Below are 26,010 nucleotides of genomic sequence, written 5' to 3' on the forward strand. Positions count from 1 at the left end.
TTTAATTACATAGGTAAAACCTATGTTTTAAATAGATATCATATATTTTACTTATAACCTTTTGTGAACTATAATGAATATATCAGTGCTGACAAAATAAATTAACGTAAATTAGAGGAGTAAATGAACTTATGAAGAAGGAATCATTGATTTCGGAAGAAATTTTAGAAATTAATAATTATAAAAAAACAGAACATGTCTTATGGGACTTATTTAAAACTATGTTCATGCTGAGTGCCTGCACCTTTGGTGGTGGCTTCGTTATTGTTTCATTAATGAAGAAGAAATTCGTAGAAGAACTTGGTTGGCTTGAGGAAGATGAGATGCTTGATATAACAGCAATGGCGCAATCCTGTCCTGGCCCATTACCGATTAATGCTTCCGTAATTCTAGGTTACAGAATGAAAGGTATACTTGGTTCTTTCGTGGCAGTCATAGGAACTTCACTACCACCACTTATTATTATTACAGCTATCTCTTATTTTTATGAAGAATTCCGTTCAAACAGAGTTATCGCTACAGCACTTCAAGTGATGAGAGCTGGTGTAGCTGCGGTAATCTTTGATGTTGTATATAACTTAGCTTCTAACATAATAAAAACCAAAAACAGATTCTATATTTTATTAATGATTGTTACATTCATTATGAACTACTTCCTTGGTTTTAGCGCAATGCTTATAATCCTAACTTGCCTATCCCTTGGCATATGTACTATATTACTTGATCTTCGAAAGGAGCATAAAGCAAGATGTTAATCTTATGGAAATTATTCTTTAGTTTTATAAAAGTAGGATTATTTAGTGTTGGCGGTGGTTATGCCGCAATACCATTAATTCAAAATCAAATTGTCGATATACATCACCTTATGACTATGGAGGAATTCGCGGATTTGATCACGATCGCTGAAATGACACCAGGTCCTATCTCAATTAATTCAGCTACCTTCGTAGGTAATAAACTCGCAGGTATCCCTGGTGCACTTTTATGTACCTTTGGAGTGGTACTTCCCGCTTTCCTACTTTGTTTACTCCTTGCTTACTTCTATTACAAATACCGTAGCTTTGGTGGAGTTCAAACAATATTAGCAAGTCTTCGTCCCGCTGTAGTCGCTTTAATCAGCGGTGCTGGACTATCCATTCTAAGTCTCGCATTATTCCAAGCTCAAAAGGCTGATATTGTACTATCAAACTTCCATATTATAGAAGCCATATTATTCGTAGGTGGAATAATTGCTCTTAGAAAATTCAAAACGAATGCTATCTTAGTAATATTCGGTTCTGGAGTAATTGGTACAATCGCGTATTATCTTGTATAAGTTTGTAACAGCTCTCTATTCTTATTCCTATATCAAGTTCTTATATATGTAGGATTACACGATTATAAACAAAAAAAGCTACTTAAACTTCGTTAAGTAGCTTTCATTATTTATTAGAATGTATAATCATTACTTTTAATTATGTCAATATAGCACTAAACTAGTATAGCATTATCTCAAACGTTCATCAAATCGGAAATTGTTATGGTTCAGATTATGCTTATACTATGCGATACTTCTCTGATAGCAATGCATATAGTGTTATCCATTTATTAGGTTCCCCTATATTCCCCACCTCAAAGTACGGAAAAGATTTATCAAGAATATATTTACCCTCACAATCCTTTTTACTCTCCAACAATGCTAACGCCTTATTACAATTAGAATGATTTGCCCCACCGAGAACCGAAAGACCATATATAGTCATCTGTAACCCCAATTTCACATGGTCAAACGGATAATATGTCCCCACCATTTCTTTAATGATAGCCTTTCCTTGGTTATCAGAGTGGAATGCAACGTAATGGTTGATATAAAAATTTATTAGTAATTTAAACTGTGGCAGAATAACGTCGATCTTTTTCAACTCCGCTGCAAGTAAAAGGTAGGTTGTAGTTTGTCTGTAGCATCCCATATCTGGAAGCTTTGAGTCGTTTGATTTCTTAGTTTTGTCCAGACACCGGAATGTGCCGTCTTCCCGTATGTTGGAAAAGGCCAAAGCTATTTCTTCTTTCACCCACGTATGCTTATAATATCCAAGAGATACCAGATTTCTTAACAGCAATATTTTGGCACACTTCATACTATAATCCATATTCTTGATGACACGTTCAATATAATCATCAATAGGAACATCAACGCGTGTTAAGCCAAATTCTGCAAGAGCACACAAAGCAGTGACATCCTCCCATTTATTATTAAGCTTAAACTTATCCATAATTAAACCAACAATGTCTGATTTTAATAAATCGTCATAAGCCTTTTTTACTTCAGGGTCATCTTTTGGTATATCTAAAAGCTCTATCATTGTACGGTATTTCACCTCTGGGTTTTCACCCTCAAGAAGCCAACTGATTACATTATTCATTGATGTACCACATCTCCGTTTTCGCAGATTTACCTTTCGGTATACTTTAGGAACATAAATCGTCCAGAACGTAGTTATATCTAACGCTATGGTAATAGTACCATATCTTTTTCTAACATATGAAGCAATGCATTCCGTCCAATTAAGGTAATTCCGTTGGACTTTGCTAATACATATGCACTTTGTGTATAGTAACTATTCGTTATTACCATTCCTTGTTTTGCTTTATAATAAGCCATTGAGCCTATCACTTCTTGAACCGCCTTAATACCTACTCGCTCTTTATAACGTTTTACTTGAACTACAATTCGCTTTCCACGAGATTTAATCACTAGGTCTGCTCCGAAATCATGGGTTACTGGCGTTAATCTCACACGATAACCGTGTTTTTTATAAAAATAATAAAGGAATAATTCAAAATCTTCTCCTGACAACAGATCAATATCATAGATATTGCTTTGAAGTAATTTCTTTTTCTTATGACATTTCATAATAAACTTCAGTAAGAAGATACTCGCAACAACAGCTGCTGACAGAAGGATTAGTTGTTCCACTTGTTGCGTATCAAACTGCATTATATCCTAATAATTCCTTTCTAAACTCCTTGTTTATTTCTAAACACTCGCTCTACAATTCTCTTTGAAGCATCCCCATCATCCACATGGCAGAAACGTTCATAGAATTCATCGTATTTGTCCTGATACTTCTTCTCGATATTGGCAATATCCTTAATTGCAGCAATTACTTCCTCTTCCGTGAATAATAAAGGACCTGGCATGTCCTCCTCAATATCTAGATAGAAACCACGTAACATATCCCTATATTTCTCTAAATCATACGTATAGAAGAGAATCGGTCGTCTTAGATTTGCATAATCAAAGAATACAGAAGAATAGTCCGTAATAAGTAAATCTGAAATCAAATATAACTCTGATATATCATTATATTTACTTACATTGAACGCAAAGTCTTCTATTCCCGTTGTATCTATGGAATCTGCAATGTAATAATGCGTACGAAGTAGTAATACATATTCATCGCCTAACTGTCTCTTTAATTCATGTAAATCTAATTTTAAGGCGAATTTATATTCACCCTTACCATAATACTCATCATCTCTCCATGTCGGTGCATAGAGAATGGTTTTCTTATCCTTTGGTATACCTAGCTGATCTTTTAATTTGATAATTCTTGCTTCTTTATCCGGTGCATATAAGACATCGTTTCTTGGATATCCACATTCCACAATCTCATTATGGAATAAGAATGCTCTCTTGAATGTCTCTGTAGAGAATCCATTATCGGATATAAGATAATCCCAATCCCTTGATTGACGATAAAATTGTTGCTTATGAAGTGGTGATGCACCACATACTTCTTCCTGATCAAAAACCAGTCTTTTAAGAGGGGTTCCATGCCAAGTCTCAAGAAATACATTTCCTTTTCTCTTACGTATCCAGTTTGGTTGCCTCACATTCAGTACATCGTATTTACAACGTGCAAAATAATAGGCATATCGAATACTAAAACGCTTAACTTTAATTGCTCCATACGGAATCTTCGTCTTCTTATCATTAATAACCCAGATACATTTGTATTCGTTCGGATATGCTTGATTCAGATACTCATAGATATACTTCGGACTATCCGAATAGCTTTTCCCAAAGAAACTTTCAAACAAGACCCAATTATCTTTCATCTTCATCTTCGTAAACAGATGAAAGTATAGATAGCATGCAAATGCCCTTGGATTTGATTTGATTTTACGGACTTTTTTTGAGCCAAGATGTATGTTAACCACACGTTTTGTAGCTGACAAATCGCCTTTTATCAATCTCTTCACTAACTTATTCTTATATCCTGATAAATTAGCAGTTATCTCTGTTGGAATCTTCGTTATTAATTCTTGCATAGAAGAAAAACGCTCTCCTTGCCAGTAGGATTGTTCACTCCTTCTAATCTTAGTTGCATGATAATTTGTATAGTAATTAATTAATTTGAAGGCTAATAGGTAAGCAATTACATCATGATCTCCCACTGCATTTACAGTATTTTCATACGCATGCAACATATTACTGAATTTATCTTCTGTTTTTATCTGCGTAATGGCTGGATAATGAATGGGGTCATTATGTTTACGCTTAACATATCTTGCATCAGCCACTGAGACCGCGTTCTTAGCCAATTGTAATGTTCTTGCTACAAAAGACATATCTGCATAGAATAATACTTGCTCGTCAAAAACAATCTCATTCTTAATAAGTAGTTCACGCTTGATAAGCAGATTTAATGCTGATATCGCTACTAGCCCACGCTTTTTACCAATTAAATCAATTACTGCTTCCGAGGGTTTTTGTTCTGTAATGACTTTCTTGTGATAATCTTCTTCGTCATCACCTTCTGTCGCATTCATGGTAGCCTCTTCCGATGCCGTATTCACTTGTTCTACATCATCATCATAAGAATCAAAGAATACAATTCTCTTAAACCAAGTATCAACAATTGTTCCGTAAGCAACACTAGCTTGTCCCTCATCAACTGCCTTTACTAGTTTTTCTAATGTATTATGAAACAGATAGTCATCTGAATCTAGGAAATATACATACTCACCAACTGCTTTTTCTATTCCAATATTACGAGCAGCACTTACCCCACTCGTATTCGTTGTATGATATACACAGATAGGGAAAAATTTCTTATAGTTATCCACAATGTTCGTAGGTTCCTCCACTACATTTACATTTTCCTTTTCTGTTAGATACTTGCTTGGTTTATCTTGTATTAACAATACCTCAAAATCTTTCCATGTCTGATCCTTCAAACTTTCTAGACAATCCTCTAGAAAATGAGGACCATTAACATAAGGTATCACTACACTAATCTTCACGATCTCTACCTCACTTCATAAATTATACTGTAACGATTCAGGACTATGTCCTTCCTAGTCAAATTCTTGCTTATTCCTTATTAACTTATCAACTTATTATCTTTTTATCTTTTTATCTTTTTAACTATTATTTTATTATCTTAATTAAGACCTTTTGTCTCCAAAATCCTATCCTTACTTTGATACAATCATGACATATGTTCCTTCTTTTCTTGATATCTCATAGTCCTCTCGTACCTGATACCCTGCAGTCTTACTGAACTTACGCACAAGTTCGCGATTATGCGTATACATAATAATTACTCCATCTTCTTTCAGATGTTCCTTTGCTTTCTTAAAGAAGAGTTGGTACAAATCTATAATCTCTTGTTCACGATTTTTTGAATTCGAAAAAGGCATATCTGTAATGATTTCATCAAAAAGATACTCGTGCTTGAAATCAAAGAAATCACGATTAATATAATGAATAACTTGTCTTGCTGCTTGCGTATTCTCTCTTGCTAATTCAATAGCATCTGCGAAGATATCAAGCCCATATGTGGAATATGCTTTTACTTGCTTGTGACGTTCAATTAACATTGTTCCCACTCCACAGAATGGATCAAGAACCTGCGCATCTTCCTTCATATAATCCTTTGCTAAAGCAACTGTTAGCGCTGCATTAACTGGTCTGATACTGGAAGCAATTACATTCTTTCTATAAGCAAAACGACTATCTTTAATGGTATATAATTTTAATAAAACATTAAAGTTTTGTTCCTTGTTTTCAATAAATCGAATTTCGAATTCGTAGTTATTCGTAGAATTAATCAATTGTCTTTTTGTCAAACGTTCTAGCTCACTGGCAAATTTCTTAGCAAATTCACTTTTCTTACTCAATTCCATCTTGCTCTTAACTTCAACTCTAAAGTAAAAGGGTACATTACCATTATGTCTATCTGTTAAGAATTCAACCAAATTTCCTGCACACAGAAGTTTCGCCGCTTGAATTGGATTCATCTGACAAACCTGTACCCCATCAAGAGCAAACAAAATCTCTTGATAAGTTCTTATAGGTAGAATCTCATCTAGTTCATCTGTCTTTACCATAACCCCAGCATTGAATTCTTTAGCTGTTGGTGTAATCATCTGTACTTGTTGTAATGTAACCGGAATATGATTACGATTTGTTAATAACAATACTTTTGATAATTTATGAAATCCTGTGAAGGAATGTTTCTTAACACCTTCCATAGATACAATCAACGCAGTCAATTCTCTAATCTCTTCTTCTGTATGTTTCTTATTCTCTGCTGTCAATTTTATCCCTAATAAATTATCTAAGCACTCTTTTAGGAATGGCAGATATTCACGGTAATCAAAACTTCTTAAAGCTACAAGATACGAACTCTTAATAAAACGTTGTTCTTCCTTCTGATACCCTTTAATAATATAAGGAAGATATTCTTCTAACGCAAGATCTCCCATTAATAATGCGGCGTTCTTTCTTGTCTTCGCATCCTCATTCTCTAATAGTGCAGGAATTATGTCTTTCTTTTCTCCTAGATAATATAGCAATGCATATTTATTCGATTCTTCTTTGATCTCTTGTCTTAATTTACTAAGATTTTGTCTAACATCAACATTATTAACAATCTCATCAAACGTATCACGTACCATTCTAATCTCCTATTGTAACATCTTGGATAATCTGTTACTTACAATCTTTATTCGATACCGTTTATTATATCTTTTTCTGTAAAAAATGTAAACATCTACGGTATCTATTTAATTTTATCCATATCTGATACAACTTTACTCAAATCATCACGAATTGCGATTTTTTGTGGACAGACCGTTTCACATTTTCCACAAGAGATGCAACGGTCAGCACGATTTTCTTCATTAAAGTTCGTAAAGTAGGCCCACTTAGTATGACCAGTATTCCCGTACATAGCATGTTGATTCCATATAGCAAAATTCTTCGGAATATCAACGCCAGCTGGACATGGCATGCAGTATCTGCAAGCAGTACATCCATTCTTAACTCTACTCTTAATTGTCGCAGCTACCCTCTCGACTACTAGTTCTTCTTCAGAAGTTAAAGCTTTAAAAGCTGAAAATGTATCGAGATTATCAAGTACTTGGTCATATGTTGACATACCACTAAGGACTGTCTTAACATTCTTACGACTCGCTACAAATCGTAGCGCCCAGGAAGCAACCGATGCTTTCGGATCTGCTTTTTTAAAGATAGCCGTTATATCTTCTGGTAGTTCTGCTAATGAACCTCCCTTAATCGGTTCCATAATAATAACAGGGATACCTAATTTCTCAGTTAATTCATATCCTCTGTCACCTGCTTGTTCCTCTGTATCCATATAATTATATTGTATTTGGCAGAAATCCCAATCTCTATATGTAAGGATTTCTTCGAATGCATCATAATCATCATGAAAAGAGAAGCCTAGATAACGAATCTTGCCTTCTTCTTTTAATTTTTCACAAAATTCAACTATTCCTAATTCCTTCATCTCATTGAATCGATCTCTATTAAGCGCATGTAACAGATAGAAATCCACATATTCTTGTCCCAAACGTTCTAACTGTTGATCAAAGATACGCTCGGCATCTGCAACTGATTTAATCTCCCAACAAGGAAGTTTCGTTGCTAGATAATACGTCGAACGATCATATTTACTTAAAACTTTCCCAACAAAGGGTTCACTGTCACCATTATGATATGGATAAGCAGTGTCTATGTAATTCACACCTTCAGCAATTGCCTTATCAATCATCTTCTCTGATTCTACTTCATTAATACTACCATCTTCTGAAAGTGGAAATCTCATACAACCAAATCCAAGTAATGATATTTCAATACCTAGTTTATCTAATTTTCTATATTCCATAATCGTCCTCCAATTTAATTAATTTACGCGGAACTACCACTATTGTCTCTCTAATATAGTAACAGTTCTATGTGTTAAGTCAAGAAAAAAGAAACCGTTACACACAGGTAATTTGATTACAATTCCCTCGTGTAACAGTTCCAATGATTAATTATTTTTTATCAAAAAGTATGAAGAGTTGTATGGATATCATACTTCATATAAACAAATATCTCTTTCATAATTATTAATTTGATTTTCCAAACTTCTCTTGCACGATAAAAGAAATTTCATCGAATCCAAATCAACGATCTCTTTGTCCGATAATAATTGAATTGAGTTAATTACATCTTTGTATTCCCCAATTAAAACTCTTTTCCAGTCATCAAGCTGTTTTGCTGATACACCCATACTATCACTCCTACTCTTTTCAGAAAATCCTTATACAATTATACCAATATTATAGCATAAATTCACAAAATATCAATATAATTATCGAATATTCTATCTATTTATTATTATTATCGTATATTTATTAGCTATTGTGTATATTATTTCTGTTTTCTTCCTGTATTTTACCACCATAACATACATAATGCAGGTTAATCCGCCTCATTTTACAATTATTCAGCTCTTTTACTACTGTTTTTAGTCATTTTCAGCTAGACTTTATAAAATATGCTATTATTAAAGGGATACAGTCATACAATTGACCTTATCCCTAATATTGGTTTTTTATTAATAAATTATTCAAGTTAAATCATTAACTCAGTATGTATTCATTACTATACTCGTTCCACCTATTCTATCCTCAAAATAAGAACCAACGTTTTGGTCCCTATTTTTACTAATTTTATTCTTCTAAGAACTTATTCCGATGATACGCCATATATTTTGCTATTCGTGATTCCATTTCGATTTTTGATTCTTCTGTTATATTGCATAGTGCTCTGTCCTTAGTATTGAGTTTTGTTGAAATCATAATCTTTCCATTATCATCAAATGTAATGAGATGCTTGTCAAATAAAGAATCATGAAGTGTACATAACAATAATCCATTATTACAATCTACACGCTCTTCATTATTTGCTTCACTCCATTCCTTTATATGACTAGCTATTAATAAACCTTTGTATTGTAAGCCACATAACATACATCTGCTTTCATGCTTATTTAATAGATTATCTCTATATATACCTTGTCCTATCCTGGCTTTTGCAAGTATTTCTTTTTCTGTTTCAGAAATACTTGGAACTGTATACGCCTCATTAACGTAGTCAATATTCAATTTTATCCTACCAATATATGAGAATAACTCAGGGTAGTTGATTGATTTATATGCTCCCTGTATTCTCTTCTTAATAAATCCCAACTTATTTAACCGATTTAATGATAATTCATCTGTATCATAGTTCGATATGAGTTTTAATCTAACGTACTGATTATCAATATCGAATTGATCTTCTGTAATCCAGAATTTTATATCATCTATTATATCATTTTTATCAACCATTTGATTCGTACATATAGTTTTAAACATAATACGACTATATGGAGCTCCAACGTAAATGTATACTATATCCCCTTCTTCTATACCAAACCTTGATTTTGACCAATCAATTTCAGAAAGTTCAGCAAATGCAGCAATCACATCATATGTCCCCATGTCTGCCGTTCTTATCCATTCCATAGACATCCTCCTCATAATTCAATGTATATACACATATTTACTATTGTTTAATATAAGCTTTCTTCCAATCAAAATCAATATAATGCTGTCAAGCACTTCATAACACACTTATATTAAGCATTCTCCCACCAAGTGCCATAAAGGTGCCCAGCCCCTAGCAATCATTGCACATACATAGCCCTATTTACCCATACTTACACCCAACCCAGTCACCCATCAATTTTCTTCTCGACCCAAGCTTCCATCATCACTTCACCCGTTTCGTCGACTCTTTCCTCAACGAAAAAAGGACCAAACCTCCCGGTTTGATCCTTTTCATTCTTTATGCAGTCGAAGGGACTTGAACCCTCACGAGCGCAATGCTCACTAGATCCTTAGTCTAGCGCGTATGCCAATTCCGCCACAACTGCTCATCAGTACGAGAAATATTATATCCTTTGTGAGCTTCCTTGTCAATATTGTTTATTGAATTATTTCAATTATTTTAATATTTAATTAATTAACCTGTAAATATACATAATTTTTTTTCTAACAGCTGAAAGTATATACAGTGCTTTCAACTGTTAGAATATATTGGATTGTCAAATAACTATTAATATATGGAAGCAATATTGGCCCCGGTATAATAATGTTCTAATATTTCTTCGTATTTGAAACCAGCCTCTACCATTGCCTTAACACCATTCTGACTCATACCAACACCGTGACCATAACCTCCACCACGGATCTTATAACCAGTAAGTGTATCATCCTTGGTAATTTCATCAATAATTATAAAAGCACTTGGCAATAAGCTCATATTAGAAATCTTACTATCGTCCTTACGAACTACATCATTTCCACTTGGTGATAACAAAATCCGAATATTATATTCAGAGATAACCTTCACAGTATTCTTAGATCCCTTAATAATTACTTCTGTTGCTACACCTCCTGTTGCACGTTTGGTAATAGTAATACTTTTAATATTACCTACTGTGTTGATTGGTGTACTAACATATTTACCACCAACAAGGGTTAGAATTAACCTACTATTTGCATTATATCTTGATTGTAATTTTGCATCGATTGTGCTTTTCAGATCCTCTAGAGATACCTTTGTCTGCCAACGATACCAAGCGAAATCACTATCGTAGGTCTCATAATCATCATTCATAATAAAGTCTCTGAATTTCTTATCTTCGGTTAAGTCTAATTCTTTCGACTTATCTTCATCAACTTGTAATTTTCCTGTTAGATATTCCAACGGTGTATTGTTCATCCAAACTTCACTTGCACTTGAGGTGTACCCACATGAAGTAGAGAAATAGTAAGCAGTGATAACCTCACCATCATAATCCAATACCTTACCATAAGTATCTTTAACCGCTTCAATTGAAGACTCATTCTCTTCCACGTTATTATACACCTGGAACGATGTACTATCATCAACATGCGCACCATATTCACTGTACTGATTAGTAAGTAATTGATTATATGCATAACTTCTTGCGCAAACAGCTTGCACTTTAAGAGACTCTTTTCCATATGAAGTTGGCATCTCACTAGGAACTACACTGTATAGATATTCTTCTAAAGGTAGTTCATTCACGATGGTTAAACCTTGTTCATAAGATACGATTTCCAATGAACCTCGATAACTTGGAATGCCATATGATCTTTCTATAGAAGAAACTGTTATTTTACCTGTATTCGTTGTTTTAACTCGTAGTCTTCCTTCTTCTAGCATCTTACTTGTTGGCTTGATTGTTACTTGCTCTTTCGCATCATATTTCTTTGTCTTCTTTCCATATGTTATTGTAAATGGTTCGTTAGAAGTTAACACAACCTTGCTATGGAAGATATCTTTGAATCCTGTAGTCTTTAATAACACACGAATATTCTCAGCTTTAGCACTTTCTTTAATTAATGCCGCACTAATTTTATCATTCGATACAACAAAATCTGTAACCGTATATCCTACAAGCACTGCATTACTAACTTTTGACTCAACATCGCCATAGATCTTATAGATTCTGTAATTATCTTCTACATCTATCTTTCCGTAATCTTCGATTTCAATATATTCTTTGGTAGCTGCAAGTACCTTTCCTGAGATACGATTCGGTTTCACAGAGACTTTTGTAACCCTTTGATTACTTATAATTAAGTCACCAACAACACTAGTAATCTCTTCTGCCAATACATTCTCTGTTTGAAATGTCCTCTCTACACCATTGATAAAAACCGATATACTCTTTTCTTTCCCGTCAATAATCCAAACATTCTCAAGTGATATGGTATCGTCCTTAACTTGCTTAATTGCTAGGATCTCACTCCCTTTAACGATAGCAGTTACCGTTTGATTTAGAGAGTTTTCTAAAGAAATTCCATCACTTTGATAGGTTTCATCTTCTCCTACAACTTTCCACTTATTTTCCTTCTTATCACTACCAGCCATTACCACGAAGATATCTTTTTCACTAGGAACATAATTATATATTTCTGTACAAATATATTCATAAACAGATAGCCAATCAATAGAACTTATTTGGTTACTTAAGATATCATCAGTTATCTCAAATCTAAGACGTTTATAATCCGTTAATTGTAATTTTTCTAATATTTGCTTTGCTTCTCCATATGTAAGTGCGTCATTTGGACGAAAATTCTTATCTTCTTCCATTAATTCCAATACGGTAACTGCATTGATGTATTTATCATACCACTTATCCACATCCGTATCTTTATATGTAATAACTCGAACTAATTGTTCACATTCTTCCCTCGTGTATGCGGCAAAACTAATCATTTTGGCAACTTGTGCACGAGTTATTGTTTCCTCCAACGGATTTTGAACTTGATCATTCCCACTATTGTTGGTATCTTCTTTACTTGAATTACCATTTCGTAAAAATATACCACATATAATAATGATACAAAGTATAATTAATACTATTTTACGCTTCATACAACTACCCATGCTCCTTTCAAAGTCTGTGAAAAGAATCTTCACACTATAACTAGCTCTAAAGCTTCGCCTTATATTTTATACTGCACGTCCACATATGTAAATATATTATATTACCTACTTGATTATGATAAGTATTAATTTAAATTGTGTTTATTAGTATGCTTTATAAAAATGTAGTATATTGGCTTTTTGATGTTGATTCTTAGTTAATTTATTAAGTCTATTGATTTTATCACATTAAACTATTACAATAGTAGTGTTGTTAATTTAAAAACACATCACACACTTATTTAACTGCTTTAAGAGCAAGAAAAGAAGGACAATAACTTATGTTATCGTCCTTCTTTTCTTGCCTAAAGATTAATATTGACTAACGTCAAAATCAGGGTGATTTACTACTTATGGTGGTTAACCAATATGTATAGAGTTTCACAATATCTTATTTCTTTAATTTCTTTAATTCAGCTGGTTCTTGAGGTTGGTAACATCCCCACCATGAACTCTTACTACTAGCACTTTTTGCTGAATATAAACCAACTTTTGCTACTGTATTAAGTACTTTTTTCATTGTGTAATACCTCCTCTCTATCAAGCATATGTTGTATTACTATAAGCACTGCTACAACAAACAGTGTAATAGCCACGATTAAGGCAACTTTGAAAAAAATAAAGCAAAGGATTAGAATTAAGATTGTCCATATTGCAGAGAGTAATAAAATCTTCTCCCGAAACTTCACTCTCTCTGCTTCGCTTATCTGCTTCTTAGAATTTGGTACGGGTGCAAATTTAAGAATAACAGATAAATAAAATAGGACAAATACTACAATTGTATAACCTGATTCTGTATAGACAAGAGCTTCGACTAACGTTATTGTAATTATATAAACAGAAGCTAAAATCAAATTACACTTTAGATAGGACTGTGCATGATAACCACCACTATAAACACGAGTCAAAGCAAATACCACAAAAAACACGATTGGCTGCCATCCTTGGTGAAGTATTATACCTAATGTAAGAATTAGTATAAAATTCACAATCGAAGCAAGTAGTGCTTCGTAACCATATACATAGATCGGTATATCCTCCCTAGATATAATCTCTCTATTAAATAAAAAAATGGTTAATTTATTGGCTATTTTGGTAATCATTTGACTTCCTCCCATAGACATATATTAACCTTTTTCCCTATCCTTTTCAACACTTTGAACACGACTGGTACTCCACAGTACATAATTGGTAGTTATAATTCCTTTAATCCTCTTTTTAGTGTTATTTGAAACTCTATTTTGTTGTTAGCTTCAGAATTTTCCATTATTCCTTCGTATTTATCCACAATATCTCGTATACTAACTATACCTAAACCATGATTTAATTTATCTTTTTTGGTTGTGAAAAACTTTGGATTTTTCTTCATAATTGATTCCGTAATTGAATTCCGTAAGATGATAATTATATAATTTTTCTTACTAAAAACCTCGAATTCAATTTCCTTCTCGGTTACTAGGTCCTGCGTTGCCTCTATCGCATTATTCCATAGATTCCCCAGTAAAACACAGATATCCAGTTCATCAAATTCATCAAAGTCAGATAGTATACTATATTTTACTTTAATTCCATAATTGTTACATAGATGTAATTTATTATTTAGTACCGCATTAATCAATGAGTTATTTGTAATGATGGTATAATTTATTGGCTTAATTACATTTGTACAAATATTATAAAGATATTCTTGTGCACTTTTATGTTCTCCAGATTGCATTAATGCAAGGCAAGCCTCCATATAATTTCGCATATCATGTCGGATTTTTCGTATCTCTAAATTCTTTTTTTCAAATTCTTCATAAGATTGTTTCTGCTGTTCTAATTGTAATTTAACAAGTTCATACTGTATTTTTTCTTTGTTATCCTTTTCTATTTTCAAATAAGAAAGAAAAGTTAAAACATTGATTACAATCAGGCCAAAAACCGCCGAAATAAAGTATAAAATACTACCATTATCCCCATCAACCTCTAACTTAATTTGCTTGTCAAATATAAAGCCTGCTATTAGTAAGCTCGAGACGAATATAGAAAGAATTGCTACAATTTCGCTTTTCTTAAACATAAAGTCACTTTTAGGACTTAATCTAGAAATTAAAGAAATTGCTAATATAAAACTTCCTTTAGTTATTACTAATAATAGTACTCTTATTGCATTCCTTTCAAAAATCAAGGTTTTCATCGTTGTGCTCGTTAATACAGAAAAAACATACAGTACTACAGTATTAATAACTATAATAAAAACAAAAGGTATTAATGAAGTAAAAACCGTACTTAAAAAAGACCCTTTCAAAAAAAACAGGCCATAACAGATACATACAACAATCGCTAATAAAGTGAATACAACTTCATAAGTTGTAATGTATGAACTTAGATTACTTAAAAAGCATAACAAACACGTGAATATAACCAACATAGCTCTTCTATATCTTAAAGCTACATGATCTTTAAATCCTAGATAATATGACATAAAATAGAGTATTACAAAATTTTCAATTATACTCGGCATCCAATCAAAAGCGATATCTTCTATCACTACAAATCACTCCTTATGTATTTATGGAACTCCGTTTTCACTTGTTCTGTTCTATGGCGGCTCATTGGCACGCTTGTTTGGTTAACAAAGATTATCTCGGTTTTTTCTATAGAAAATATATATTTCATATTGATTAAGTATCCTATATGCACGCGAATAAACCCGAAATCCTTCAGGTTCTCCTCTAGTTCTCCAATCTTTGCTTTCGTAACAATATCTTTTTTTTGCGTATAAACTGTTACTTTATGTTTATTACTCTCTATGTACATAATATCTTTAATATTAATTGCTACTATTTCCCCATTTATGCAATTAAATACTTGAGTTTTATTCCTTTTAAGATACATATCTAAGAAGGAAATAATTGCTTCACTCAACTCTGCCACAAAATATGCCTTCCTAATAAAACGGAAAGGACTGTATCGTAAAGAGCGATACACCAATTGTTCTTCGTTGGTGACGAAGATAATAACGGTATCCGCATTTATATCGTTAATCTTTTCTGCTACATCAAATCCTGACATTTCTGGCATATCAATATCTAGAAAAATTAAATCAAATGCTACCTCTTTACATTCTGTAATTAACTTACTTCCCTTTGTATAATCGAAAATAATAGCATCTACGTGTTTACTCTCAAACAAAGCTTTAATACGATTCTTATAAGAATGTAATAATGCTTGGTCATCATCGCAAATGGCTATCCTCAACATAGAATCACCTTCCCACTTTATACGAACCCTGTTACCATACGGTCTTGTATATTAGATTATACATTAAATTATATATGTTGCAAAGCAATTGTTTGTGTCCTTTTCCTTATTTTGATAATTAATATAATTTTAGTAATTGCATACGATATAGACAGAATATCTCAAACTAAATAACGGGGAAAAATTTGCGATGTGCGGAGTTTACTAACATAATAAAAAACACTGTCACTGGAGTACTATTCTTCATTGACAGTGTTCCTTATTAAAATTTTATAACATCACTCATATCATATCTTCCGGCAGGTTTACCTGCTAAGAATTTGGCTGCTGTTACAGCCCCCTTTGCAAAAACTGCCTTAGAATAGGCGCTATGATGGAATTCGATAACCTCGTCTAATCCAGCGAATATTATATCATGATCTCCCACAATACTTCCCCCGCGAACCGCACTAAAACCGATTTCCTTCTTACTTCGCTTCTTTCTCTCTGCTGAACGATCGTATACATATTCATATTCATTATCTAATACTTCGTTAATCTTGTCTGCAAAAGCAAGTGCAGTACCAGATGGTGCATCAACTTTTTGATTATGGTGTCGATCAATAATCTCAATATCATAGTCTTTTGCTAACATCTTTGTGGCTTCCTGTACTAATTTGAATAACAGGTTAACACCAACGGACATATTTGCCGATTTCAATATAGCAACTTCTTTACTAGTTTCTTCTACTGTTTTAAGTTGTTCTTCGGATAAACCTGTTGTACATAAGACTACAGGAATTTTTCTTTCCTTTGCATAAGCAAGTAATTTATCAACTGCTGTCGCTGTAGCAAAATCAATTATTACATCTGCAATAATATCGCATTTATTAATATCATTAAAAACAGGATATTCATTTTCTCTCATAGTATATGGGTCGATTCCTGCTACAATTGTTAATTCTTCGTCATTTCTTACTATTTCAGAAATCACTTGACCCATCTTCCCATTGCAGCCGTGCATAATAATCTTTATCATATATTTGCCTCCAAGTTCTATCCTATGTAGCTCTATTATTTCTATTTGTTATTAAATAATACCTATTAATTTCATTTCTTTCATAAGGCGAGATGCGTTCTCTGGTTCCATCTCTGTTAGAGGTCTTCTTAAAGCTCCAGAAGCTAGACCAGCTAACTCAACTGCTTTTTTAATAGGAATTGGATTTACTTCACAGAAAAGTGCATTAATTAAAGGTAGATATTTTAATTGTAAATCAAGACTGCCTTTAATATCCCCTGCCATGTATTTAGCTACTATATCATGAGTATCTCTAGGGGCAATGTTTGATAATACAGAAATCACACCTTTACCACCAAGTGATAAGATCGGTAAAATCTGATCATCATTTCCTGAATATAAATCGATATTTCCTTCTGTTAATAAGACCATCTCTGCAGCTTGTGACATATTTCCACTTGCTTCTTTGATACCAACAATGTTATCAACATTATTTACTAATGTTGCTGCAGTCTTCGCAGCGATGTTGCAGCCAGTTCTTCCAGGTACATTATATAAGATAATCGGAGCATCGGAAGCTTTCGCTATGTCAGTAAAATGTTCAACCAAACCTTTTTGTGTTGCTTTGTTATAGTAAGGTGTCACGAGCAATAAACCATCTACACCTGCTTGACAGGCTTCTTTTGAAAGGTATATTGCAGTATCTGTACAGTTAGAACCAGTTCCAGCTATAACTGGGATTCTTTTGTTAACTCTGCTAACAGCTACTTTGATACATTCTAAATGTTCCTCGTGTGTTAAGGTCGATGCTTCGCCAGTAGTACCACAAATAATTATACTATCCGTTCCATTGTCAATTTGATAATCAATAATTTCTTCTAATTTGTTATAATCTACCTCTAAATTCTCTTTGAATGGTGTAACGATTGCAACACCTGCTCCTGTAAAAATAGCCATAATTAAGCCCTCCTAATATTATAATTAATTACACGGCTTTTTCTAACAGCACAACACCTCTATGATGTTTTTTGTAATTAATAGAATAATTGTAACTATAACTCTTTACCTTCGGTCTAATTAAACGTCTTTGATGCAATTTCCATACATCTAGCCAAGCTAAGTAGTTGAATAGTTACTCTTATAGATTTATTATATTCTATCATTACTTCCTTGAAATACTTTTTACAAAATTTTTCAAATTTTATGTACTGTTTTTATAAGATGAAAATATAATAGTACTTAAGGTTCTCTTTCTTAAGATTCTTTTCATCCTTATCACCGTATCAGTAGTTACGGAGAGTTTTTAGTTATTGAAATTTAAAATACATTTCGTATAACTAAAAAAAGTCGACAACACGGTCGACTCCTAAAGAATACTGCATATGTATATCTTCATTGATATGCGAAAAAATTCTTTAGGTAGCACTCCATCATTGTATTGATGACAGTCATATAGTTATTCACTATATGCCCAGCCCTTATTGTTCAGGTTATAAGAACTTCGGCATCTTTTCCTTTCTACTGTAATCGACTATGCCTGACATATCCTACAGTATACTGATAAAAAATGCGCCTCTACCAAATATATTTGAATTGCGTTTATCATAGCACCTTACTTTATCTTTGTCAAGTGCTAATCAATAAACTAAATAAAGGTAACAAAAAAGCAATCTTTTACGTTATACGATTAATGTAAATACTGTAGATTCACATCAATCGTGCATGTAAAAAATTGCCTTTTATTCTTAAGTTAGAACCCCTTAATTTGCTCTATCTTCGATATCATATCAACATGATCAATTAGTTCCTCTGGCATATTAAGTCCAGTAAATACTAATTTATAATAATCATCTCTTAAATTAATTAGTTTCACAATGTCATCAATGGTTATCAATCCAAGATCAACTAAGCCAAGAATCTCATCTAATACTAAGACGTCACATTCTCCAGTTTCAATTACTTTTCTTGCAAAATTCACACCGTTGAGTATGTTCTTTTTTTCCTCTAGCTGCTCTTCTTCTGTGAGGTCAATGTAAGATTCCTTTGCTTTCTCAAAACGGAAAAGTTTAATATCTGGTTCCAATTTACTTAAAAAAGAGAACTCTTCCGAATCTCTTCCCTTCAAAAATTGAATAATAATAACTTCATAGCCTAGACTTGCTGCTCGTATACACTGGCCAACTGCTGCAGTTGTCTTACCCTTACCGTTGCCATAATACACTTGCACAATCTTTTTATCCATCTTGCCCATGTCCTTTCTTATAACGTAACTGTCCAGTTACCAACCTATAGAAATTATATCTTCTTCTAAGTTGGAGTATACAATATAAAGTAACTCTTTATTTTGCCCTGGTTAACTCGAAAAAGCAAGCTTTTCCTCGCGGGATTGAATATTTACCCCATTACTAAAAAAACACATTGCTTTTTGATATACCATAATACAACATTATTTTTTAATTGTAAATAGCTATCGTCTAATTGTCTTCAATACATTCTAGTTTGCTAACTGAAACTTCGTATGCTACTCTTCTTTCGAAGTCTTCGTCACCGACTTTCTTTTGGTATTCTCTACTTTGAATACGACCAAATACTTGAATATGCCCACCAACAGTAAAATTTTCTGCAAATCTAGCATTTCTTCCCCAGCAGATACAAGGGATATAATCGGATTTGCCATAAGGTCTGTTTACAGCCAATAGAATATCCGCGATTTCTCTTCCTAATGGAGTTTTTCTATAGATTGGCTGCTTACATACATAGCCATCTAAAAAGATATAATTTGGTTTTGGACTCTCATAGCCCTCATCACAAATTTTAACTTCTCTTACAAATACAGAAAGAACTAAACGATTACGATTCTCTTCATGCCTATTGTATGACCGAAATTGTCCTAGAATCTCGATATACTTTCCTACATAGCTCTTTTTCACATCCATGAGACGTTCTGAAATCATTAGTGGGATTACATCAGATGAATTACTAAGCCTGCCAACGGATACATCAATGGTATAAAATCCTTCTCCAAACACATCATGGCTGTACTCAAATTCACTAATTACCTCTCCTGCAATACTTACTTGATTATTATCAAATACTTTATCTGTCATATGGTACGACTCCTCTCTTAATCCTGCTCTAAAAATAGCAACATTGTATATTGATTGCTTCACTAATATATCTATGCTGAACTTTTCATTTTTAGAAGTAAAATATTGTAATTCAATAAAGTATTTCCAATTTTAGTACATTTTAACCCAAATGTAAATATTAGTTTTCATTTTTATTTGAAATTTAACACTTTGTACATTTTTTATGTTATTTTTTGTAACTTTTGTCTTATGAAATAGTCAAAATGTTTCTTTATAAACGTTTAATAATAAGTGTCTACTTTCATTCTACTTCTTGATTTAAGTAAAATTTCCTTGCTTAAAGACAATAATTATAAGAAAATGTTACATATTTCCCAAAATTCTTTGCTTTTCTTATAACTGCTTGTAAAATGTAAGATTTGTGATAAAATATATTAGTTGTACATTGAAAGTTATAAATAATGAAATATATGTGAACAGCTTCACATTTGTTTTATTCGTATACAGACAAAACAGTCTGGTGCAGATTGGAGAAATAATGAAAACAAAAAGAGAAGATATTAGAAATATAGCTATTATTGCACACGTTGACCATGGAAAAACAACTTTGGTTGATGAACTATTAAAACAAAGCGGTGTATTTCGTTCCAATCAAACCGTGCAAGAAAGAGTTATGGACTCTAATGATATTGAAAGAGAACGTGGGATTACAATTTTAGCAAAAAATACAGCCGTATTTTACAATGATGTAAAAATAAATATTATTGATACACCAGGACATGCTGACTTCGGTGGCGAAGTTGAACGTGTTCTTAAGATGGTAAATGGAGTAGTTCTTGTAGTAGACGCTTATGAAGGTGCTATGCCTCAAACCAAATTCGTACTCAAAAAAGCCTTAGAGCTTGAGTTACCTGTAATCGTATGTATTAATAAGATAGATAGACCAGAAGCAAGACCTTCGGAAGTTATCGATGAAGTGCTTGATTTATTTATTGAACTAGATGCTTCTGATGAACAACTAGATTGTCCTTTCGTATATGCTTCTGCTAAAGAAGGTGTTGCTATTCTTGAACTTGATCATTCACCTGAAAACATGAAGCCATTATTCGAAACGATTATTAACTACATTCCTGCTCCAGAAGGTGATCCAGATGCAGAAACACAAGTTCTAATCAGTACAATTGATTATAACGAATATGTTGGTCGTATTGGTGTTGGTAAAGTAGACAACGGTTCTCTTCGTTTAAATCAAGAGGTTATGTTATTAAATGCTCATGACCCTGAAAAACGTAAGAAAGTTAAAATAGGAAAATTATATGAATTCGAAGGCCTTAAGAAAATAGAAGTGGAAAAAGCAGATATTGGTGCGATTGTTGCTATCTCAGGTATTCCTGATATCCATATTGGTGATACTTTATGCTCCTTAGAGAATCCAGTACCAATTCCATTTCAAAAGATTTCTGAACCAACAATTGCTATGCATTTCATCGTTAATGATAGTCCATTTGCTGGACAAGAAGGTAAATTCGTAACTTCAAGACACCTTAGAGAACGTCTATTCAGAGAATTAAATACAGACGTAAGTTTACGTGTTGAAGAAACAGAATCTACTGAAAGTTATAAAGTATCTGGCCGTGGAGAATTACATCTTTCTGTATTAATTGAGAACATGCGCCGTGAAGGTTATGAGTTCGCAGTAAGTAAGGCAGAAGTTCTTTACCGTACAGATGAGAACGGTAAACTTCTTGAGCCAATGGAAACTGCTATCATTGATGTTCCTGAAGAATATACTGGTACAGTAATTGAAAAATTAAGTCAACGTAAAGGTGAATTACAAGGTATGTCTACTGCTAATGGTGGATATTCTAGATTAGAATTCTCTATTCCAGCAAGAGGCCTAATTGGCTACCGTGGTGAATTCATGACTGATACTAGGGGTAATGGTATCATTAATACAGTATTTGATTGCTATGGCCCATACAAAGGTGATATACAGTACAGAAAACAAGGTTCTTTAATTGCTTTTGAAACTGGTGAATCAATCACTTATGGTTTATTCAATGCACAAGAACGCGGTACTTTATTCATCGGTGCAGGTGAAAAAGTTTATGCTGGTATGATTATTGGACAAAATGGTAAAGCAGAAGATATTGAAGTTAATATATGTAAGAGAAAACAATTAACGAATACTCGGTCTTCTGGTGCCGATGATGCACTTAAATTAACAACTCCACGTATCTTAAGCTTAGAACAAGCTCTAGAATTCATTGATACAGATGAGCTATTAGAAGTAACTCCGGAAAATCTTCGTATCCGTAAGAAGATTTTAGATCCTACACAAAGAATGCGTGCAAAGAGAAACGGTAAATAGTTTCATACTCTATGAACGTTCAATATAGTAGTAATATAAAAACAGGCGGTTAAGCAACCGCCTGTTTTTATTTATGTACTTACTATTCATTTATTTACTTTTAATTCCTATTAAATGGCATATATCATATCTCTACGTAATTCGGATAATGTGATATCTGGATATCTACCAATTTCTTTTATATTGCTGATATTATATTGGATTAATGCTTCTTTATAATAATTCTTTAATACATCTTTTGATATATACTTATTACTACGATTTTCGACAGAATCACTTAATACCTTGCTTTCTCTTTCTAATAGAGCAAACAATGCTTTTGGTCCATACCATGTAAACCCTTCAATTACTGCATCAATTAAATCCTTTTCTTCTTCTGATAACACAGAATCATCGATTTCAAGTTTAACCATTCCATACTTTTTCATGTTTTCATATACATTTGGATAAGGAGAAGAGTTTCCAATTGCAAAACATTCATCTTCAAATATTTCTTTTCCGTGAAATGCAAGAGAAAAAGCTTGAATGTAGAACAAAAGCACTTGAATGTATCCAGCGCTTATCTCTGAATCTTTAAGATTAATTATATACTGAGCAACTATGTCAATCTTAGATTGCATAAGTCTCTCAAGTACTGCCTTCTTACTTTTTCTAAAAGCTACATTTGTTAGATTCCCTTTGTTTCTCATAAGTATACTATAGTAATACGTTGGATTTCCAAGTATTGCGCGTAGCTTATCCGAATACTCTGTAGTTGGCGCATCACCTTCAAGATAACGTATAATAGTTGTTTCTCCCCAACCAAGTAATCTTGCAAGTGGTTTTTTACCAATTTTATAATTTGTTATTATTTGTTGAATTTCGTCGACTGATACAGCAACATGTATATCTGGTAAAAGTTCATTCTCCATTCTTTTCTTTCCTTTCCCTTCTCTTACTGAAAAAGTGGCGATTTATGATAATATTACTACTTTATCAATACTATAATATATAATATTTTCCATTTGGTCAAGTTGCAAATTTATGCATAATTATACATTTGCAACTTTTCCTCGCATTTATCGCCACTTTTTTCTTTATTTTTGATATTTTTTATAATTTTATTATATAATCAGCGGTTTAAATATAGATATTTAAACGAATCTGTTTTTCAAGCGATTATCGTCAAATTATTTACACTATTTCAAATCTTTTTTTTACAAATATTTGAATTAAAATACAGGTCTAAAGTCCTACGCTTTGATTTTCACTATTTTTACTATAAAATATGCAAGATATTGTATTTTATTACACGAGTAAATAAACCAATATTACTCATGTTTTTTGTCATTATAATCTTTATGCCTTCGGATATTTATTATATCGTTGGTAATATAGCGAATATCCTCAATTATGCCATCAAAAGCACCTGATTTATAGAAGTTAACAAGTATCATGCCAATTGGTATTCCTATGATAATTCCTAGCAATCCTTTTACCTTATAACCAACATACATAAATATCAGCGTCTCCAATGGACTTATACCAATACTATCCCCTACTAATTTAGGTTGAAGAATCTGTCTTACAATTTGACATATTAAATAAATAATTAATAATACAACCGTTCTAAAGTAATTACCACTCACCAATTCTACCACGGCCCACGGCCATAAAACCGCACCAGTTCCAAAGAAAGGTAGGAAGTCTAAGAAAGCAATCCCTAATGCTAATAGAATGGCATACCCAACATTGATAACCTCAAAACCGGCAAACAAGATAATCGTAATAACAAGCATAATCTTAAATTGTGCTTTCAAATATCCACCGAATGCTAATTTAAAATTATCAGATATCATTTTGACCTTATCCCCCCATGTTTCTGGAAGAATCTTCTTTATTTGCAGTGACATTCTTTCTCTTTCGGCAACGAAAAAATAAGCAGACATAATTGTTATAATCATCATAAATAGAAACTCAGCTGCATTTTTAACAAGCAATCCCGCATCACTTATAGTTGGTAACTCCATCTTCTGTACAAACACATTAACGTATGAACCAATATTATCTCCTAAATTATCTATGAACTTCTGTATACCAAGTGGAAAGGCCTTATATACCCCTTGTAGATTGTTTTGAACTTCCTTAATCTGTAGATTAAGGTTTTCATATAGATTCGGTAAATCCGTTATAAACGAAATACTTTCTCGGACCAACACACTAATTATTAGATAGAGTGCCCCGATAATTAGTGCCAAAACAACTATAATAACAATAGCAGAACCATGCTTTCGTACTATTTTCAATCGTTTTTCTAAAAACTTAACCAATGGATTGGCTATCAAAGCGATAACATACCCTATAACAAATGGCAAAAAGAATGCAATTAGTTTAGGAGCTACAAAAATTAACAAGAGTACGATTACTATTGTAAGTATTAAATCAATTGCGATCTTCTTATAAATATTAGGATTCTTCATCTTATCACTCCCCGTTTTCTAGCGACGGGTCAAAGTAGGCCCGCCACCTTAGATTCACTCCTATATTAAGCGTCTTTGCCGCCCAAAAAATATGTTACTGTAATTCCTGCCACGCAAGCTATCACTCCAATAATAATATTCGATATCTTTGGACTACTTCCCCCACTACTCATCAATACCGCAAAAGGTGATGCTGCAACTAACCCAATAATTCCATAGAAGGTTACCGTTTCAAACTTTTCAAACAGGAATGTAATTAGTTTAGCAATAATTACGATTCCTAAAAGAACACCTATTATAAAAGGTAAGAGAATAATTCCATTCTTAAAAATCAATCCGATATTAAAACCCTTTAATGCAGACACACATTGACTTACCATATCAATAATCGGCTGATAAAAGCCAAGTAACATTAGAATCATTGAACCGCTAACCCCTGGTATAACCATTGTTGCCGAGGCTATTATACCAACTAGGAATAGGATAATTATCATCTTCGGTGATGAATTCAATACTACCGCTGTACCTTCATTTCCTTGTAGCAATTGAAGACCAATTATGAATGCAAAGAAAAAGAGAAATGAGATAGCATACGATATTCGAAATCCCTTATCCTTTACCTTCTTAATAAGAATCGGTATACCGCCAATAATAAGTCCTATAAATCCTAACGAGGTTTCTAATGGTCTTCTATCAAATAACATCTCAATAACAACGCTTAAAGCAGCTATACCAATAACAGCTCCAATTATATAAGGTAACAGAAACTGAATACTTTTTTTGAACTGCTTCCTAATATTGTTAACCGCATATATCATCTTATCATAGATTCCCATAGAAACGGCCATGGTACCACCACTAACTCCAGGAATAATATTAGCTATACCAATTATTACTCCCTTAAAAAATTCTTTCATTAATTTCATAAATCATAATCCGCCTTTGAACTCTAACATTTGTTTACTTTATCGTGTGTTTAGAATACCTAGAGTATTACA

Annotated in this window: 22 protein-coding genes, 1 tRNA gene and 1 riboswitch; of the genes, 3 read left to right on the plus strand and 20 right to left on the minus strand. The window is 32.9% G+C overall.

The genetic code is table 11. From position 1 onward, the window contains the following. The first annotated feature begins 131 nt into the window (after window positions 1-131). Window positions 132-755, plus strand: a complete 624-nt coding sequence (locus BUB90_RS14885; RefSeq protein ID WP_073289200.1) for a chromate transporter — start codon at window positions 132-134, stop codon at window positions 753-755. After that, window positions 749-1,315, plus strand: a complete 567-nt coding sequence (locus BUB90_RS14890) for a chromate transporter (protein WP_073289203.1) — start codon at window positions 749-751, stop codon at window positions 1,313-1,315. The genes BUB90_RS14885 and BUB90_RS14890 overlap by 7 nt, the downstream gene beginning before the upstream one ends. Before the next feature lie 220 nt (window positions 1,316-1,535). Here BUB90_RS14890 and BUB90_RS14895 read toward each other — a convergent pair whose 3' ends face one another. The 17 genes from BUB90_RS14895 to BUB90_RS14975 form a co-directional block, all read right to left on the minus strand. Next, window positions 1,536-2,402: a hypothetical protein gene (locus tag BUB90_RS14895; protein ID WP_073289205.1), complete on the minus strand. Its 867-nt coding sequence runs from the start codon at window positions 2,400-2,402 to the stop codon at window positions 1,536-1,538. Window positions 2,403-2,488: 86 nt separating this feature from the next. After that, complete coding sequence (locus BUB90_RS14900; protein WP_084139290.1) at window positions 2,489-2,977, minus strand: restriction endonuclease; 489 nt, start codon at window positions 2,975-2,977, stop codon at window positions 2,489-2,491. Window positions 2,978-2,997: 20 nt separating this feature from the next. Further along, window positions 2,998-5,289 carry a CDP-glycerol:glycerophosphate glycerophosphotransferase gene (locus BUB90_RS14905; protein WP_073289207.1) on the minus strand — a complete coding sequence of 764 codons (2,292 nt, stop codon included), beginning with the start codon at window positions 5,287-5,289 and terminating at the stop codon, window positions 2,998-3,000. Window positions 5,290-5,463: 174 nt separating this feature from the next. Beyond that, on the minus strand, window positions 5,464-6,948 hold the full coding sequence (locus BUB90_RS14910) for a methyltransferase (RefSeq protein ID WP_073289209.1): 1,485 nt from the start codon (window positions 6,946-6,948) through the stop codon (window positions 5,464-5,466). 104 nt (window positions 6,949-7,052) lie between these two features. Next, window positions 7,053-8,180: an aldo/keto reductase gene (locus BUB90_RS14915; RefSeq protein ID WP_073289211.1), complete on the minus strand. Its 1,128-nt coding sequence runs from the start codon at window positions 8,178-8,180 to the stop codon at window positions 7,053-7,055. Between the two features lie 189 nt (window positions 8,181-8,369). Beyond that, window positions 8,370-8,570 (minus strand): hypothetical protein, encoded by a 201-nt coding sequence (locus tag BUB90_RS14920; protein WP_073289213.1) that lies wholly within the window; start codon window positions 8,568-8,570, stop codon window positions 8,370-8,372. 442 nt (window positions 8,571-9,012) lie between these two features. Continuing rightward, on the minus strand, window positions 9,013-9,849 hold the full coding sequence (locus BUB90_RS14925) for an HNH endonuclease (RefSeq protein ID WP_073289215.1): 837 nt from the start codon (window positions 9,847-9,849) through the stop codon (window positions 9,013-9,015). Window positions 9,850-10,174: 325 nt separating this feature from the next. Continuing rightward, window positions 10,175-10,259, minus strand: a tRNA-Leu gene (locus tag BUB90_RS14930). Between the two features lie 182 nt (window positions 10,260-10,441). Next, window positions 10,442-12,799 (minus strand): SpoIID/LytB domain-containing protein, encoded by a 2,358-nt coding sequence (locus tag BUB90_RS14935; RefSeq protein ID WP_073289217.1) that lies wholly within the window; start codon window positions 12,797-12,799, stop codon window positions 10,442-10,444. A 442-nt stretch (window positions 12,800-13,241) separates the two neighbouring features. Further along, window positions 13,242-13,370: an AgrD family cyclic lactone autoinducer peptide gene (locus BUB90_RS14940; RefSeq protein WP_084139293.1), complete on the minus strand. Its 129-nt coding sequence runs from the start codon at window positions 13,368-13,370 to the stop codon at window positions 13,242-13,244. Next, on the minus strand, window positions 13,354-13,953 hold the full coding sequence (locus tag BUB90_RS14945) for an accessory gene regulator B family protein (protein WP_073289219.1): 600 nt from the start codon (window positions 13,951-13,953) through the stop codon (window positions 13,354-13,356). The genes BUB90_RS14940 and BUB90_RS14945 overlap by 17 nt, the downstream gene beginning before the upstream one ends. Before the next feature lie 92 nt (window positions 13,954-14,045). Then, window positions 14,046-15,383, minus strand: coding sequence for a sensor histidine kinase (locus BUB90_RS14950; RefSeq protein WP_073289221.1), 1,338 nt, complete (start codon window positions 15,381-15,383; stop codon window positions 14,046-14,048). After that, window positions 15,383-16,096: a LytR/AlgR family response regulator transcription factor gene (locus tag BUB90_RS14955; protein ID WP_073289223.1), complete on the minus strand. Its 714-nt coding sequence runs from the start codon at window positions 16,094-16,096 to the stop codon at window positions 15,383-15,385. Before BUB90_RS14955 ends, BUB90_RS14950 begins: the two co-directional genes overlap by 1 nt. A 262-nt stretch (window positions 16,097-16,358) precedes the next feature. Continuing rightward, entirely contained in the window at window positions 16,359-17,114 is a 756-nt protein-coding gene (gene dapB / locus BUB90_RS14960) for a 4-hydroxy-tetrahydrodipicolinate reductase (RefSeq protein WP_073289225.1), read from the minus strand. A 51-nt stretch (window positions 17,115-17,165) separates the two neighbouring features. Continuing rightward, window positions 17,166-18,050 carry a 4-hydroxy-tetrahydrodipicolinate synthase gene (gene dapA / locus BUB90_RS14965; protein ID WP_073289227.1) on the minus strand — a complete coding sequence of 295 codons (885 nt, stop codon included), beginning with the start codon at window positions 18,048-18,050 and terminating at the stop codon, window positions 17,166-17,168. A 455-nt stretch (window positions 18,051-18,505) separates the two neighbouring features. Then, window positions 18,506-18,679: riboswitch (Lysine riboswitch) on the minus strand. A gap of 164 nt (window positions 18,680-18,843) precedes the next feature. Continuing rightward, window positions 18,844-19,335, minus strand: coding sequence for a cob(I)yrinic acid a,c-diamide adenosyltransferase (locus BUB90_RS14970; RefSeq protein ID WP_073289331.1), 492 nt, complete (start codon window positions 19,333-19,335; stop codon window positions 18,844-18,846). A 232-nt stretch (window positions 19,336-19,567) separates the two neighbouring features. Next, on the minus strand, window positions 19,568-20,200 hold the full coding sequence (locus BUB90_RS14975; protein ID WP_073289229.1) for a single-stranded DNA-binding protein: 633 nt from the start codon (window positions 20,198-20,200) through the stop codon (window positions 19,568-19,570). 520 nt (window positions 20,201-20,720) lie between these two features. Between BUB90_RS14975 and typA the strand changes: the two genes are divergently transcribed. Further along, complete coding sequence (typA, locus tag BUB90_RS14980) at window positions 20,721-22,553, plus strand: translational GTPase TypA (protein ID WP_073289231.1); 1,833 nt, start codon at window positions 20,721-20,723, stop codon at window positions 22,551-22,553. A 110-nt stretch (window positions 22,554-22,663) separates the two neighbouring features. On the opposite strand, the gene BUB90_RS14985 is transcribed toward typA, so the two are convergent. The 3 genes from BUB90_RS14985 to BUB90_RS14995 all read right to left on the minus strand — a co-directional run bounded on the left by BUB90_RS14985 (window position 22,664) and on the right by BUB90_RS14995 (window position 25,938). Continuing rightward, complete coding sequence (locus tag BUB90_RS14985; RefSeq protein WP_073289234.1) at window positions 22,664-23,464, minus strand: type II toxin-antitoxin system antitoxin SocA domain-containing protein; 801 nt, start codon at window positions 23,462-23,464, stop codon at window positions 22,664-22,666. Window positions 23,465-23,863: 399 nt separating this feature from the next. Further along, complete coding sequence (ytvI, locus tag BUB90_RS14990) at window positions 23,864-25,012, minus strand: sporulation integral membrane protein YtvI (protein WP_073289236.1); 1,149 nt, start codon at window positions 25,010-25,012, stop codon at window positions 23,864-23,866. Window positions 25,013-25,077: 65 nt separating this feature from the next. Further along, window positions 25,078-25,938, minus strand: coding sequence for a DUF368 domain-containing protein (locus tag BUB90_RS14995; protein WP_073289238.1), 861 nt, complete (start codon window positions 25,936-25,938; stop codon window positions 25,078-25,080). Between the last annotated feature and the right edge of the window lie 72 nt (window positions 25,939-26,010).

The sequence above is a fragment of the Anaerosporobacter mobilis DSM 15930 genome (assembly GCF_900142955.1).
Lineage (GTDB): Bacteria > Bacillota > Clostridia > Lachnospirales > Lachnospiraceae > Anaerosporobacter > Anaerosporobacter mobilis.